This window comes from Bradyrhizobium huanghuaihaiense, from assembly GCF_025200885.1.
In the GTDB taxonomy this organism is placed as follows: Bacteria; Pseudomonadota; Alphaproteobacteria; order Rhizobiales; family Xanthobacteraceae; genus Bradyrhizobium; species Bradyrhizobium huanghuaihaiense.
The window spans coordinates 383793-397398 of the sequence record NZ_CP104172.1; the positions used below are offsets into that span (position 1 = coordinate 383793).

Sequence of the window (13606 nt, forward strand, 5' to 3'; positions counted from 1 at the left end):
CGAAGCGAAGCAATCCAGACTATCTCCGCGGAGGGACTCTGGATTGCTTCGTCGCAAGAGCTCCTCGCAATGACGGTCTTGGCTAAGACCCCGCCTTCAACGCCTTCTCCATCTGCGGCATCAGCACCGTCCGCAGATTGTCCGGCGTGATCGGCCCGACCAGCTTGTAGACGATCGTCCCCTCGCGCCCGACGACAAACGTCTCCGGTACGCCGTAGACGCCCCATTCGATCGAGGCGCGGCCGTTGGCGTCGACGCCGACGCGGCCGAACGGGTTGCCGTAGCGCCCGAGGAAGCGACGTGCGTTATCGGCTGCGTCCTTGTAGTTGATGCCGACGAGCTGGAAGCGCTTGTCTTTTGCCAGTTCGGTCAGCAGCGGTGCTTCGTCATGACACGGCACGCACCAGGACGCCCAGACATTGACGAGGCTGACCTTGCCCTTGAAGGCGGCTGGATCGAGCCCCGGCACCTGTGCGCCGTTGTCTTGCAATCCCGCGAGCTCCGGCAGCGCGGTCTGCGGTGCGGGCCGGCCGATCAGCGCGGAGGGAATCCGGGAGATATCGCCGCTGCCGAGCCGGAACCAGAACAGCACGGCGAGGCCGATGAAAGCGATCAGCGGCAGCATCATCAGGAAGGTGCGGCGCTGCGGCGCGCCGGAGGTCGATTGACCGCTCATGACGCGTCCATCGCGCTGCGGCCCGAGCGGCGGGTGACGCCGCTACGGTCGAGCTCGCGCAAACGCTGCGTCTGGTTGCGATAGTCGAGCACGATCCAGCCGATCAGGATCACGATCACGATGGCCGCAGCGGCATAGGACGTCACGATGAAGGAGGCGTAGGGACCGAGCGACATGATCACGCCGCCCCTGTTGACGCGTTTTCTTGATGCGAACCGGTGCCCACCTCGTTCGAAAACGCGACGCGGCTCGCCTGCATCATCTGCAGCGAGCGGACGCGGCGGCGCAAAATCTCGTTGCGCATCGCCGCCAGATGCAGCGTGACGAACAGCAGCGTGAAGGCGATCGCCATCACCAAAAGCGGAATCAGGAAGGACTTGTCGAGCGTCGAGCCGCCCATGCGCATCACCGAGGCCGGCTGGTGCAGCGTGTTCCACCAGTCGACCGAGAACTTGATGATGGGCAGGTTGATCGCGCCGACCAGCGTCAGCACCGCGGCGGCGCGCGCCGCGCGCGAGGGATCATCGACCGCGCGCCACAGCGCCATCAGGCCGAGATACATCAGGAACAGGATCAGCACCGAGGTCAGCCGCGCGTCCCATTCCCAATAGGTGCCCCACATCGGCCGGCCCCACAGCGAGCCCGTGAGCAGTGCCAGGAAGGTGAAGCTGGCGCCGATGGGAGCGGCCGCCTTCGCGGCGACATCGGCGAGCGGGTGCCGCCACACCAGCGTGCCCAGCGAGGCGATGCTCATCACGCCCCAGACGAACATCGACAGCCAGGCATTGGGCACGTGGATGAACATGATCTTGACGGTCGCGCCCTGCTGGTAGTCGTCGGGCGCGTAAGCGGATTGATAGAGGCCGATGGCGAGCAGGATGACGGTCGCACCCGCAAGCCATGGCAACACCCGCGCTGTCAGCGCGAGGAACCGCGTGGGGTTGGCGAGGTCGATCAGCGTCATGGTATCCTGATAATCACCGGTTGATGCTCACGCAATCAGCATGAAAGCGCGCCACGAAAGTTGATCGGGGTCAAGGTCAGTCCAGTCCAGCTCAATCCAGCCCATGCCGCAGGCTCGCCGCCGCTGCGAAGGGGCCGACCACGAGGCTGACCAGCGACAGCGCGCACAGGATCGAGAACGGCGCGCCGAACGTCATGGGACCGACGATCGCGGCTTGCGAGGCGGCAACGCCGAAGATCAGCACGGGAATCGACAGCGGCAGCACCAGCACGGCCATCAACAGTCCGCCGCGATGCAGCGTCACCGCCAGCCCGGCGCCGATCATGCCGGTGAAGGTCAGCGCCGGCGTGCCCGCCAGCAGCGTCAGCGCCACCGCGCCGGTCGCGACCATGTCGAGGTTGAGCAGCAGCCCGAGCACGGGGGTTGCGACAATCAGCGGCAGGCCGGCGGCCAGCCAATGCGCCAGCGCCTTGGCCGCGCAGGCCAGTTCCAGCGGGGTCCGGCTCATCGTGATCAGGTCGAGCGAGCCGTCCTCATGGTCGGCCATGAACAGCCGGTCCAGGGTGAGCAGGCTCGCCAGGAGCGCGCCGAGCCAGAGGATCGCCGGCCCCAGCCGCGACAGCAGCGCCAGGTCCGGCCCGACCGCGAACGGCATCAGCACCACCACGGTCAGGAAGAACAGCACCCCGATCAGCGCCCCGCCGCCGACGCGGAGCGCGATCCGGATGTCCCGGCGGATCAGGGCGGACAGGGCGGTCATGGGGCTGCCCTTTCGGCGGGATTCGAATCTGCACGCGCGGCCAGCCCCAGGCACACGGCGCTCCCTCCCCCCTTGCGGGGGAGGGCGGGGGAGAGGGGCAGCCCAGGAAATGGTGCGCGTTGGGTCAGAACAGGGCTTGGACCGGACGAGAGAGTCCCCGTGTGGCACCCCTCTCCCTGACCCTCCCCCGCAAGGGGGGAGGGAACGGAGAGAGCGGAGGTTTGGCGCTTGGAAAGCTGAGGGTCGATCGGAATCATGCCGCACCCCCGATCCGCAGCTCCCGCGAATCGATCCCGAGCGGCGCATGGGTCGCCGCGATGATCATGCCGCCGCAGGCGAGGTGCTCCCGCATCAGGCCGCCGAACATGTCCTGGCCGGCCACGTCCAGTGCGGTGGTCGGCTCGTCCAACAGCCAGATCCGGCGCCGGATCGTGAGCAGCCGGGCCAGCGAGAGCCGGCGGCGCTGGCCGGCGGACAGGAAGGCGGCGGGCAGATGGGTGGCGTGGTCGAGGCCGACGGCCTCGAGGCTCGCGGCGGCGTCAGAACGCTCGCCGCCCAGAAAATCGGCCCAGAATGCCAGGTTTTCCTCGACGCTCAGCGCCGGCTTGAGGGCGTCGCGATGGCCGAGATAGTGGCACTGCTCCGGCAGCGTCATTTCGGCGTCGCCCCCGTCCAGTACGATCGTGCCGCCGGCCGGAACGAGCAGGCCTGCGATCAGGCGCAGCAGCGAGGTCTTGCCCGCGCCATTGCGGCCGACGACCGACAGGGCCTCGCCGGATGCGGCATGGAAGTCGAGCCCGGAAAACACCTCGCGCCCGCCGCGCACGCAGGCGACCCCGCGTCCGGACAGTTGCATCTTGGCTTGGTCCAGTCCGCTCAAAGCCAGGCCTCAGGAAATCTTGGGGTAGCGCATGGGAATTTTTGGCTCGGCAATTGCTGCGGCACGATTGTGGCTGTGGCGGTGCGGTTAGAAAGCTTCTATAAGCCCGGAACTACTTGATGCAGCAACTCAACCTGCCCCTGCAAGCGACCCAGCCTGCTACGCTGACGGTGTTAAAATACCCTGCCGGGTATAACTAACAATTGGGATTTCCTACATGACCTCGCTCGACAGCTTCAAATGCAAAAAGACCCTCAAGGTCGGCGCCAAGACCTATGTCTATTACAGCCTGCCCACGGCCGAGAAGAATGGTCTGAAGGGAATTTCGAAACTCCCCTATTCGATGAAGGTCCTGCTCGAGAACCTCCTGCGCAATGAGGACGGCCGCTCGGTCAAGAAGGAAGACATCGTCGCGGTGTCGAAGTGGCTGCGCAAGAAGTCGCTGGAACATGAGATCGCCTTCCGCCCGGCCCGCGTGCTGATGCAGGATTTTACGGGCGTTCCGGCCGTGGTCGACCTGGCTGCCATGCGAAACGCCATGCAGAAGCTCGGTGGTGACGCCGAGAAGATCAACCCGCTGGTCCCCGTCGATCTCGTCATCGACCACTCCGTGATCGTGAACTTCTTCGGCGACAACAAGGCCTTCGCCAAGAACGTCACCGAGGAATACAAGCAGAACCAGGAGCGCTACGAGTTCCTGAAGTGGGGCCAGAAGGCGTTCTCGAACTTCTCGGTCGTGCCGCCCGGCACCGGCATCTGCCACCAGGTCAATCTCGAATATCTCTCCCAGACGGTTTGGACCAAGAAGGAGAAGATGACGGTCGGCAAGAAGACCGGCACCTTCGAGGTCGCCTATCCCGACTCGCTCGTCGGCACCGACTCCCACACCACCATGGTCAACGGTCTCGCCGTGCTCGGCTGGGGCGTCGGCGGCATCGAGGCGGAAGCCTGCATGCTCGGCCAGCCGCTGTCGATGCTGCTGCCCAACGTCGTCGGCTTCAAGCTGAAGGGCGCGATGAAGGAAGGCGTCACCGCCACCGACCTCGTGCTGACCGTGACGCAGATGCTGCGCAAGCTCGGCGTCGTCGGCAAGTTCGTCGAGTTCTTCGGCCCCGGCCTCGACAATCTCTCCGTCGCCGACAAGGCGACCATCGCCAACATGGCGCCTGAATACGGCGCGACCTGCGGCTTCTTCCCGGTCGACGCCGCCGCGATCGACTACCTCAAGACCTCCGGCCGCGCCGCGCCGCGCGTCGCGCTGGTGCAGGCCTACGCGAAGGCGCAAGGGCTGTTCCGCACCGCCAAGTCGGCCGATCCGGTGTTCACGGAGACGCTGACGCTCGACCTCGCCGACGTCGTGCCGTCGATGGCCGGCCCGAAGCGTCCCGAAGGCCGCATCGCGCTGCCGTCGGTCGCCGAAGGTTTTTCGGTCGCGCTCAGCAGCGAGTACAAGAAGGCCGAGGAGCCGGAGAAGCGCTTTGCCGTCGAGGGCAAGGACTTCGAGATCGGCCATGGCGACGTCGTGATTGCCGCCATCACCTCCTGCACCAACACCTCGAACCCGAGCGTCTTGATCGGCGCGGGCCTGCTCGCGCGCAACGCGGCTGCGAAGGGCCTCAAGGCAAAACCGTGGGTGAAGACCTCGCTCGCCCCGGGCAGCCAGGTCGTCGCGGGCTATCTCGCCGATTCCGGTCTGCAGAAGGATCTCGACAAGGTCGGCTTCAACCTGGTCGGCTTCGGCTGCACCACCTGCATCGGCAATTCCGGTCCGCTGCCGGAGGAGATCTCGAAGTCGATCAACGACAACGGCATCGTCGCCGCCGCCGTGCTGTCCGGTAACCGCAACTTCGAAGGCCGCGTCTCGCCGGACGTGCAGGCGAACTATCTGGCCTCGCCGCCGCTGGTCGTCGCCCACGCGCTCGCGGGCAGCGTGACCAAGAACCTCGCGGTCGAGCCGCTCGGCGAAGGCAAGGACGGCAAGCCGGTGTACCTCAAGGACATCTGGCCGACGACCAAGGAGATCAACGCCTTCATGAAGAAGTTCGTGACCGCGTCGATCTTCAAGAAGAAGTATGCCGACGTGTTCAAGGGCGATACCAACTGGCGCAAGATCAAGACGGTCGAGAGCGAGACCTATCGCTGGAACATGTCTTCGACCTATGTGCAGAACCCGCCCTATTTCGAAGGCATGAAGAAGGAGCCGGAGCCGGTCACCGACATCGTCGAGGCGCGCGTCCTCGCCATGTTCGGCGACAAGATCACCACCGACCACATCTCGCCGGCCGGCTCGATCAAGCTCACCTCGCCCGCAGGCAAGTATCTCAGCGAGCACCAGGTGCGTCCCGCCGACTTCAACCAGTACGGCACGCGTCGCGGCAACCATGAAGTCATGATGCGCGGCACCTTCGCCAACATCCGCATCAAGAACTTCATGCTCAAGGGTGCTGACGGCAACATTCCGGAAGGCGGCCTCACCAAGCACTGGCCCGACGGCGAGCAGATGTCGATCTACGACGCCGCGATGAAGTACCAGCAGGAGGAGGTGCCGCTGGTGGTGTTCGCCGGCGCCGAATACGGCAACGGTTCCTCGCGCGACTGGGCTGCGAAGGGCACCCGTCTGCTCGGCGTTCGTGCCGTGATCTGCCAGAGCTTCGAGCGCATCCACCGCTCCAACCTGGTCGGCATGGGCGTGCTGCCGCTGACCTTCGAGGAAGGCACCTCCTGGTCGTCGCTCGGCCTGAAGGGCGACGAGAAGGTCACGCTGCGTGGTCTGGTCGGCGATCTCAAGCCGCGCCAGAAGCTGACTGCGGAGATCGTCTCCGGCGACGGTTCGTTGCAGCGCGTTTCGCTGCTCTGCCGCATCGATACGCTGGACGAGCTCGACTACTACCGGAACGGCGGCATTCTGCACTACGTGCTGCGCAAGCTCGCGGCCTAAGCGCGAATTTGTGAACGGTGGCTCACTGCGACGTGAGTAGAAGGTTAAACGAAGGCGGCCTATCACAAGGCCGCCTTCGCGCGTTTGCGGCATGTTTTGGATGGGCCCATCCGGCGGAAAATCGGTTTTCGCACGGTTTCCTGGATGGTTGAGCATGCCGCGCCCCGTAAGACTACGGTGACCATCAATCGATAAGATTCCCCCTCCCACGAGCTTTGGTGTGCGGCGTTCGACATGACAACAATGACGGCTTCTCATCTGATTTCACGTTGGTCCGGTGCCCTCTGGTCGGGAGCACTCGGCATCTGTGCAATCGTCGCCGTCATCCGTCCCGCTCACGCCGATCCCCGCGCCGTTGTCGAATTGTTCACCTCGCAGGGCTGCTCGTCCTGCCCGCCCGCCGACAAGATCATCGGCGACCTCTCCAGCGACCCCTCGATCATCGCGCTGAGCATGCCGATCGATTATTGGGACTATCTCGGCTGGAAGGACACGCTGGCGGATTCGCGTTTCTCTGCACGGCAGCGTGCCTATTCGCGCATGCGCGGTGACCGCGAGGTCTACACGCCGCAGGTCGTGGTGAATGGCTCGACGCATGTCATCGGCAGCGATCGCGCCGGCATCGAGAGCGCGATCGGCAAGACCGACAAGGGCACCGGCGTGATGAGCGTTCCGGTGACGATGTCGCTCGCCGGCAAGCAGATCAACGTCTCGGTCGCCGCGAGCAATGAGCCGGCGGTCTCGCATGGCGAGGTCTGGATCTGCTCGATCGCCAAGTCGGTCCCGATCGCGATCGCCAAGGGCGAAAATCGCGGGCAGCAGATCACCTACCACAACGTGGTGCGCAACCTGCTCAAGGTCGGCGACTGGAACGGCCGTGCCGAAAGCTGGACCGTGCCGATCGAGAACCTCACGCGCGATGGCGTCGACGGCGCGGTGGTCTACGTGCAGGACGGCAGCCGCGAGAAGCCGGGCCCGATGCTCGGCGCGGCGTACACGTCGCTGCACTGATTCGAATTTCTCTCTAGCGTCGAATTCGCTCTAACGCCTCATGGTGAGGAGCGCGCTGTTGCGCGCGTCCCGAACCATGCGAGGCCCCGCTGCTGCATCCGGGCCTCGATCCTTCGAGACGCCGCGCGAAGAGCGCCGCCCTCAGGATGAGGGGAGAGAGTGTGCCTGGCGGTCAGGAGAAATGGTCGCGTCCGGAAACATCCGGGCACAAACAAAAAAGGACCAACTCGCGTTGGTCCTCCTTGTCGCGCGTACAGACCCGATCCTGTTCGACCCCGGGGGGCTGGGGGCTGAGGAATCCGGAACCGAAAGGACCGGGTCAACGCACATTGGTCTTTTCGCAATGCAGGGCGGCAGGCGCTGGGCGGAAAAGCGGCGAGACTAAGATTCTTGAGCACGATCCCGTGACGGTTCGTCGCGACAGAGTTCCACCCCTGCGTGTGGCCTGGTTCGTACCCGATTCTACCGGTTGAGCCACAAGTCTCTCTGGGCTTTGTCTCTCTCTGGGCTTTTTCCCGGGTTCCATCGAGAGCCCTTGCGGAGGACGGCGGTTGGCGCGATCATGCAACTGTCATGATCCGCGGTTCCGGGGACGGTTTTCGCGGACGCGGTCATGTTGCGCGACGAGGAGGCGCTTCTCATGAGCCTGATGCCGGAGGATGCCGATCCGAGCGGGCAGCGCGCGGCGGCGCGTCCCGCCGCTACGAACGCGCAACCGAACCGGGTGACTTTCAACCGGCTCGAGCTGCATCGTATTCTCAATCTCTATGGCCGCATGGTTGCCGACGGCGAGTGGCGCGACTACGCCATCGACTTCCTCAGGGATCGCGCGGTGTTCTCGGTCTATCGCCGCGCCTCGGAAGTGCCGATCTATCGCATCGAGAAGGATCCGCGCCTCGCACGCAAGCAGGGCATGTACAGCGTGATCTCGGCGACGGGCCTGATCCTGCGCCGCGGCCACGAGCTCGACCGCGTGTTGCTGGTGATCGATCGCAAGCTGGCGGTGGTATAGCCACACGGACAGTGCCGTAGGGTGGGCAAAGGCGCAAAGCGCCGTGCCCACGTCCTTTCTCCATCGCCGCAGATGGTGGGCACGCTCCGCTTTGCCCACCTTACGGCACCGGTGATTTGGCGAGACCTCGTACCCCGGATGAGCGAAGCGACATCCGGGTCTTTGCTTGCCGTGTTCCCGGGTATCGCTGCGCTCACCCGGGCTACGGGACTGCCCTACTTTGTTGGCACGCTCCGCGCGCCCTCGCCGAGGTCGCGCTGCATCATCACCGTATCGAGCCAGCGGCCGAATTTCAGCCCGACATTGGGATGCGTGCCGATCATCTTGAAGCCGCCCCTGGTGTGCACGCCGATCGAGCCGGCATTGGCGGAATCGCCGATCACCGCGATCATCTGGCGGAAGCCGCGCGCCTCGCATTCGGTGATCAGCCGCTCCAGCAGCTTTGAGCCGACGCCGCGGCGGTGGAAGGAGGGATCGAGATAGATCGAGTTCTCCACGGTAAAGCGGTAGGCCGGCCGCGGCCGGTAGGCGCCGGCATAGGCGTATCCGGCCACGCGCCCGTCGAGGATCGCGACGAAATAGGGATAGCCGCCGTCGACCAGCGCGCGATAGCGGCGCGTCATCTCGGCAAGGTCGGGCGGTTCCAGCTCGAACGTCGCCGTGCCCTCGCGGACGGCCTGCTGGTAGATGGCGGTGATGGCGGGAAGGTCGGCCTCGATGGTGGGCCTGATTTCAGGTGCGGACATGGGGGAAGATTAGAGCCTTCCGGAGACTGCTGGAAGAGGCTGTTCCGCCTCCACGCCCGTCATTGCGAGCGCAGCGAAGCAATCCAGAAATGCATCCGTGGAGGGACCTCTGGATTGCTTCGTCGCAAGGGCTCCTCGCAATGACGAGGAGAGACCCCCGCCCCAAACAAAAACCCCGGCCTCTCGGCCGGGGTTCGTGTCCGTTCTCTCGTCTCAGAGCTTAGTCGCGCTGACCGAGGAGCTGCAGGAGCAGCGTGAACAGGTTGATGAAGTTCAGGTACAGCGACAGCGCGCCGGTGATGGCCGCACGCTCTGCGATGTCACCGCCGGCCGAGGCGTAGCCGTAGATGTAGTCGTTCTTCAGCCGCTGCGTATCCCAGGCGGTGAGGCCCGCGAACACCAGCACGCCGACCACCGACACGATGAACTGCAGCATCGAGCTCGCCAGGAACAGGTTCACCAGGCTCGCGATGATGATGCCGATCAGGCCCATGAACAGGAACGAGCCCATGCCGGTCAGGTCACGCTTGGTGGTGTAGCCGTAGAGGCTGAGCGCACCGAAGGTCGCCGCGGTGATGAAGAACACCCGCACGATCGAGGTGTGGGTGAACACCAGGAAGATCGACGATAGCGAGATGCCCATCAGCGCCGAGAACACCCAGAACAGGATCTGGGCGGTCGAGGGGGCGAGGCGGTTGATGCCCGCCGAGATCACGAACACCATCGCAAGCGGCGCGAGCATGAACAGCCACTTCAGGGGGCTGACGAACATCGCGTAGCCGAACGGCGTCAGGAACAGCTTGCCGACGCGGACGGCGTCCGCCGTCGGGACGTCGGTCACGGCGGCCATGTAGACGCCGAGCGCGGCAAGGCCCGTGATGGCGAGGCCAATGCTCATGTAATTGTAGATGCGCAGCATATAAGCGCGCAGGCCGGCATCGACCGTCGCGGCGTCGACACGCCCGGCGGCCCTGCCGAAAGGAGAAGCGTAGTTACGGTCTAGGTCCGACATGGTCGAATTCCCGTTGGTTGGCCGGTCCGGCATGAGGGTCGCCATGCCTCCGGTTCGTCAAACTCTATCTCGGATACCGCTGCCTGCCGACTAAATTTTGGCTAACAATCGGGGCTCCGAACCCATTCGATATGTGGGAAACTAACACATTCGCCGCAACCGTCCACGCGCGGCTGAATGTCGCCCTTGGCTGCAATCCAGACGGGCGGGCGTGGTTAATCGCAGGAATCGTGCGATTTCGCTACCGCACGGCTGCCCGCTACCATTTGTCACAAATTCCGCAACACCGTGGCGGGCTTTTTGTTCAACGCCAGCAGCGTGCCGGCGAGCCCGAGCCCGACCGTGACGATCAGGGCGGCCGCCACCACGCCCGCCGCGCTGCCGGCCTGCCAGACGAAGCTGAGCGTCATCAACCGCGTCACGATCATCCAGGCCGCGATGCTGCCGGCGATCACGCCGAACACGGCGGTGGCGAGCCCGATCAGGAGGTATTCGAGCGCATAGGCGCCGAGCAGCCGCAGGCGCGTCGCGCCCAGGGTCTTCAGGATTACCGCATCGTAGACACGGTGACGGTGGCCGGCGGCGAGCGCCCCGCCCAGCACCAGGATCGCCGAGATCAGGGTCACGGCGCTGGCGCCGCGGATCGCCAGCGCCAGATTGGTCACGACCGAGCCGACCGTCTCCATCACCTCGCGCACGCGCACGCTCGTCACCATGGGGTAGGCGTCGGCCACCTGCTTGATGATCTTGCCGTCGCCGGCGGCATCGCCGCCCGTCTCCGTCAGCGTCGCGATATGGGTGTGGGGCGCGCCCTTGAAGGCGTTGGGCGAGAACACCAGCACGAAATTGATGCCCATCCCCTGCCAGTCGATGTTGCGCAGATTGCTGATCTTCGCCGGGATGTCGCGGCCGAGCACGTTGACCACCACCTCGTCGCCGAGCTTGAGGCCGAGCCCGTCGGCGATCTTCTTCTCCATCGAGACCAGCGGCGGGCCGGAATAGTCCGCGCTCCACCACTCGCCCTCGACCACCTTGGAGCCCTTCGGCAGCTCGGCGGTGTAGGTCAGGCCGCGATCGCTCTGCAGCACCCATTCGGAATCGGTGGTGGGCTTGAGCTCCTCGGCGCGCACGCCGCGCGCGCCGACGATGCGCCCGCGCAGCATCGGCACGTCCTCGACCTTCGCGCCCGGTGCGATCTGGCGCAGATAGAAGTCGAACTGCTCGGCCTGCGTGCTCGGGATGTCGATGAAGAAGAACGACGGAGCGCGGTCGGGCAGCGCCGCGAGGAACTGCCGGCGCAGATTGCCGTCGATCTGGGTGATGGTGACGAGCACGGCGAGCCCGAGACCCAGCGACAGCACGACCGAGGGCGTCAGCGCGCCGGGACGATGGATGTTGGCGACCGCCAGCCGCAGCATCGGCAGCCGCGACCGCGGCAGCCGCCGCGCGATTGTCATCAGCAGGGCGGCGATGCCGCGCAGCAGGGCGAACACGACGACGGAGGAGGCCACGAACACCGCGGCGATGCGCTTGTCGAAGGAGAGCCCGATCACGACCGCGACGAGCAGGACGATCACGACGCCCATGAATACGAGATAGCCGAGGCGCGGCCGGTGCCATTCTGAGCTGATGGTGTCGCGGAACAGCGCCGCCACCGGCACGTCGTGCACGCGCCCGAGCGGCCACAGGCCGAAGGCGAGCGCGGTCAAAAGGCCATAGACGAAGGACAGCGCGAGCTCGTCGGCGTGCACCGCCGGCACCACCGGCAGCGGCAACAGTTTTCCGAACAGCCCGACGATGGCGAAGGGCATGGCGGCGCCGAGCGCGAGGCCAATCACCGAGCCGATCGCGGCGAGCAGGAGAACCTGCGCCAGATAAATTCCGAACACATCGCGGCCCGTGGCGCCGACCGCCTTGAACGCGGCGATCACCTCGAGCTTGCGGTCGATATGACTCTTGACGGCGTTGGCGACGCCGACGCCGCCGACCAGCAGCGCGGCGAGGCCGACCAGCGTCAGGAACTGCGTGAAGCGGCTGATGTTGCGCTCCAGCTGCGGCGAGGCGTTGGAACGGCTGCGGATCTCCCAGCCGGCCTGCGGCGCCGCGCTGCGCGCGTCCGCGATGAAGGCCTCGGTGGCGCGCTCGTTGTTGGCGGTATCCGGCAGCTTCACCCGATAGACCCAGCGCACCAGGCTGCCGGGCTGGATCAGCCCGGTGGCGCGCAGGCCGGCCTCGCTGATCAAAAAGCGCGGGCCGAAGCCGATGCCGCCGGCGAGCTTGTCGGGCTCGGCCTCGACGGTCGAGCGGATCTGGAAGGTCGCAGATCCAATGGTGACGCGGTCGCCGGTCTTCAGCGAAAGCCGCGCCAGCAGCGTCGGATCGGCGGCGGCGCCGTATGCGCCGTCACGCATCGCGAGCAGGTCGGACATCGGCAGTGGCGGCGCCAGCGTCAGCTGTCCCAGCATCGGATAGGTGTCGTCGACCGCCTTCATCTCGACCAGCGCGAGCTTGCCGTCGGCCGAGCGCGCCATGCCGCGCAGCGTCGCCGCGGTCGAGACGGTGCCGCGCGAGCGCAGGAAGGCGACCTCGTCGGGCTTGGCCTCGCGCTGGAACAGCACGAACGACACGTCGCCGCCGAGCAGCGTGCGGCCCTCGCGGGCGAGGCCTTCGGACAGGCTCGCCGAGACCGAGCCGACGCCGGCGATCGCCATCACGCCGAGCGCGATGCAGGCGATGAAGACGTAGAAGCCGCGCAGGCCGCCGCGCAGTTCGCGCAGCGCGTAGCGCAGCGACAGTGCGACGGCGTTCGGCTTCGCGAACGGTTCGGCAGCAGCGCTCATGCGGGCGCAGACTGCGTGTCGATGCGCCCCGAGCGCAGACGGATGACGCGATCGCAGCGATGCGCCAGCGAGGAATCGTGCGTCACCAGCACCAAGGTCATGCCGCGCTCGGCATGCTTGGTGAAGAGCAGGTCGACGATCTGCTTTCCGGTGGCCTCATCGAGATTGCCGGTCGGCTCGTCCGCGACGAGGATGGCGGGATCGGGCGCCAGCGCACGGGCCAGCGCAACGCGCTGCTGCTCGCCGCCGGAGAGCTGCGTCGGATAGTGATGCAGGCGATCGCCGAGGCCGACCGATTGCAGCTCCTCTGCCGCGCGCTTGGCAGCGTCGGGATTGCCGGCGAGCTCGAGCGGCACGGCGACGTTCTCCAGAGCCGTCATGGTCGGGATCAGATGGAAGGACTGGAAGACGATACCGACCTGGCGGCCGCGGAAGCGGGCCAGCGCGTCCTCGTCGAGGGCATTGAAAGGCGTGCCATTAACCACCACCTCTCCGCTATCAGGACGCTCCAGCCCCGCCATCACCATCAGCAGCGTGGATTTGCCCGAGCCTGACGGGCCGATCAGGCCGATCGTCTCGCCCGAGGCGACGCGCAGGCTGATATCCTTGAGGATGTGAACGCGTGCCGCGCCCGTGCCCAATGAGAGATTGACGTTGGAGATGGCGATGGTGTCCATCGCGGTCGTGGCGAGCGAAGAGGAATAGGTGTCCATGGTCCGGTCATATGGCAACTCCGATAGCGCGGTCGAGAGGCGTTACGGATTGTT

General features: G+C 65.7%; 12 protein-coding genes. 3 read left to right on the top strand and 9 right to left on the bottom strand.

What is annotated here, in order from left to right:
* Nucleotides 1-82: 82 nt before the first annotated feature.
* The 5 genes from N2603_RS01835 to ccmA form a co-directional block, all read right to left on the bottom strand.
* Nucleotides 83-676, bottom strand: coding sequence for a DsbE family thiol:disulfide interchange protein (locus tag N2603_RS01835; protein ID WP_260387477.1), 594 nt, complete (start codon nt 674-676; stop codon nt 83-85).
* Nucleotides 673-858: a heme exporter protein CcmD gene (gene ccmD / locus N2603_RS01840; protein WP_260387478.1), complete on the bottom strand. Its 186-nt coding sequence runs from the start codon at nt 856-858 to the stop codon at nt 673-675. Before ccmD ends, N2603_RS01835 begins: the two co-directional genes overlap by 4 nt.
* A complete protein-coding gene (locus N2603_RS01845) occupies nt 855-1640 on the bottom strand; it encodes a heme ABC transporter permease (protein ID WP_260387479.1) in 786 nt (261 codons plus the stop codon). The genes ccmD and N2603_RS01845 overlap by 4 nt, the downstream gene beginning before the upstream one ends.
* A 91-nt stretch (nt 1641-1731) precedes the next feature.
* Nucleotides 1732-2400 (bottom strand): heme exporter protein CcmB, encoded by a 669-nt coding sequence (gene ccmB / locus N2603_RS01850; RefSeq protein ID WP_130362890.1) that lies wholly within the window; start codon nt 2398-2400, stop codon nt 1732-1734.
* 253 nt (nt 2401-2653) lie between these two features.
* Entirely contained in the window at nt 2654-3256 is a 603-nt protein-coding gene (gene ccmA / locus N2603_RS01855) for a heme ABC exporter ATP-binding protein CcmA (protein ID WP_260424432.1), read from the bottom strand.
* Nucleotides 3257-3497: 241 nt separating this feature from the next.
* Between ccmA and acnA the strand changes: the two genes are divergently transcribed.
* From acnA to N2603_RS01870, 3 genes are all read left to right on the top strand, one after another.
* Nucleotides 3498-6218: an aconitate hydratase AcnA gene (gene acnA, locus N2603_RS01860; protein ID WP_260387480.1), complete on the top strand. Its 2721-nt coding sequence runs from the start codon at nt 3498-3500 to the stop codon at nt 6216-6218.
* Between the two features lie 234 nt (nt 6219-6452).
* Nucleotides 6453-7229, top strand: coding sequence for a DUF1223 domain-containing protein (locus N2603_RS01865; RefSeq protein WP_260387481.1), 777 nt, complete (start codon nt 6453-6455; stop codon nt 7227-7229).
* 640 nt (nt 7230-7869) lie between these two features.
* Nucleotides 7870-8241 (top strand): DUF2794 domain-containing protein, encoded by a 372-nt coding sequence (locus tag N2603_RS01870; RefSeq protein ID WP_026312127.1) that lies wholly within the window; start codon nt 7870-7872, stop codon nt 8239-8241.
* 215 nt (nt 8242-8456) lie between these two features.
* Here the strand turns inward: N2603_RS01870 and N2603_RS01875 are convergent, their stop codons facing one another.
* From N2603_RS01875 to N2603_RS01890, 4 genes are all read right to left on the bottom strand, one after another.
* Nucleotides 8457-8987 (bottom strand): GNAT family N-acetyltransferase, encoded by a 531-nt coding sequence (locus N2603_RS01875; protein ID WP_018643906.1) that lies wholly within the window; start codon nt 8985-8987, stop codon nt 8457-8459.
* A gap of 220 nt (nt 8988-9207) precedes the next feature.
* Nucleotides 9208-9999: a Bax inhibitor-1/YccA family protein gene (locus tag N2603_RS01880; protein WP_026312126.1), complete on the bottom strand. Its 792-nt coding sequence runs from the start codon at nt 9997-9999 to the stop codon at nt 9208-9210.
* Between the two features lie 269 nt (nt 10000-10268).
* Entirely contained in the window at nt 10269-12839 is a 2571-nt protein-coding gene (locus N2603_RS01885) for an ABC transporter permease (protein ID WP_260387482.1), read from the bottom strand.
* Nucleotides 12836-13552 (bottom strand): ABC transporter ATP-binding protein, encoded by a 717-nt coding sequence (locus N2603_RS01890; RefSeq protein ID WP_260387483.1) that lies wholly within the window; start codon nt 13550-13552, stop codon nt 12836-12838. Before N2603_RS01890 ends, N2603_RS01885 begins: the two co-directional genes overlap by 4 nt.
* Nucleotides 13553-13606: the final 54 nt, after the last annotated feature.

What these genes read in the sequence shown, in the direction of transcription:
- ccmB (WP_130362890.1), bottom strand. Translation starts at nt 2,400, where the DNA reads ATGACCGCCCTGTCCGCCCTGATCCGCCGGGACATCCGGATCGCGCTC.
- N2603_RS01865 (WP_260387481.1), top strand. Translation starts at nt 6,453, where the DNA reads ATGACAACAATGACGGCTTCTCATCTGATTTCACGTTGGTCCGGTGCC.
- N2603_RS01875 (WP_018643906.1), bottom strand. Translation starts at nt 8,987, where the DNA reads ATGTCCGCACCTGAAATCAGGCCCACCATCGAGGCCGACCTTCCCGCC.
- N2603_RS01890 (WP_260387483.1), bottom strand. Translation starts at nt 13,552, where the DNA reads ATGGACACCTATTCCTCTTCGCTCGCCACGACCGCGATGGACACCATC.
- N2603_RS01845 (WP_260387479.1), bottom strand. Translation starts at nt 1,640, where the DNA reads ATGACGCTGATCGACCTCGCCAACCCCACGCGGTTCCTCGCGCTGACA.
- N2603_RS01870 (WP_026312127.1), top strand. Translation starts at nt 7,870, where the DNA reads ATGAGCCTGATGCCGGAGGATGCCGATCCGAGCGGGCAGCGCGCGGCG.
- N2603_RS01880 (WP_026312126.1), bottom strand. Translation starts at nt 9,999, where the DNA reads ATGTCGGACCTAGACCGTAACTACGCTTCTCCTTTCGGCAGGGCCGCC.
- ccmA (WP_260424432.1), bottom strand. Translation starts at nt 3,256, where the DNA reads ATGCAACTGTCCGGACGCGGGGTCGCCTGCGTGCGCGGCGGGCGCGAG.
- acnA (WP_260387480.1), top strand. Translation starts at nt 3,498, where the DNA reads ATGACCTCGCTCGACAGCTTCAAATGCAAAAAGACCCTCAAGGTCGGC.
- N2603_RS01835 (WP_260387477.1), bottom strand. Translation starts at nt 676, where the DNA reads ATGAGCGGTCAATCGACCTCCGGCGCGCCGCAGCGCCGCACCTTCCTG.
- N2603_RS01885 (WP_260387482.1), bottom strand. Translation starts at nt 12,839, where the DNA reads ATGAGCGCTGCTGCCGAACCGTTCGCGAAGCCGAACGCCGTCGCACTG.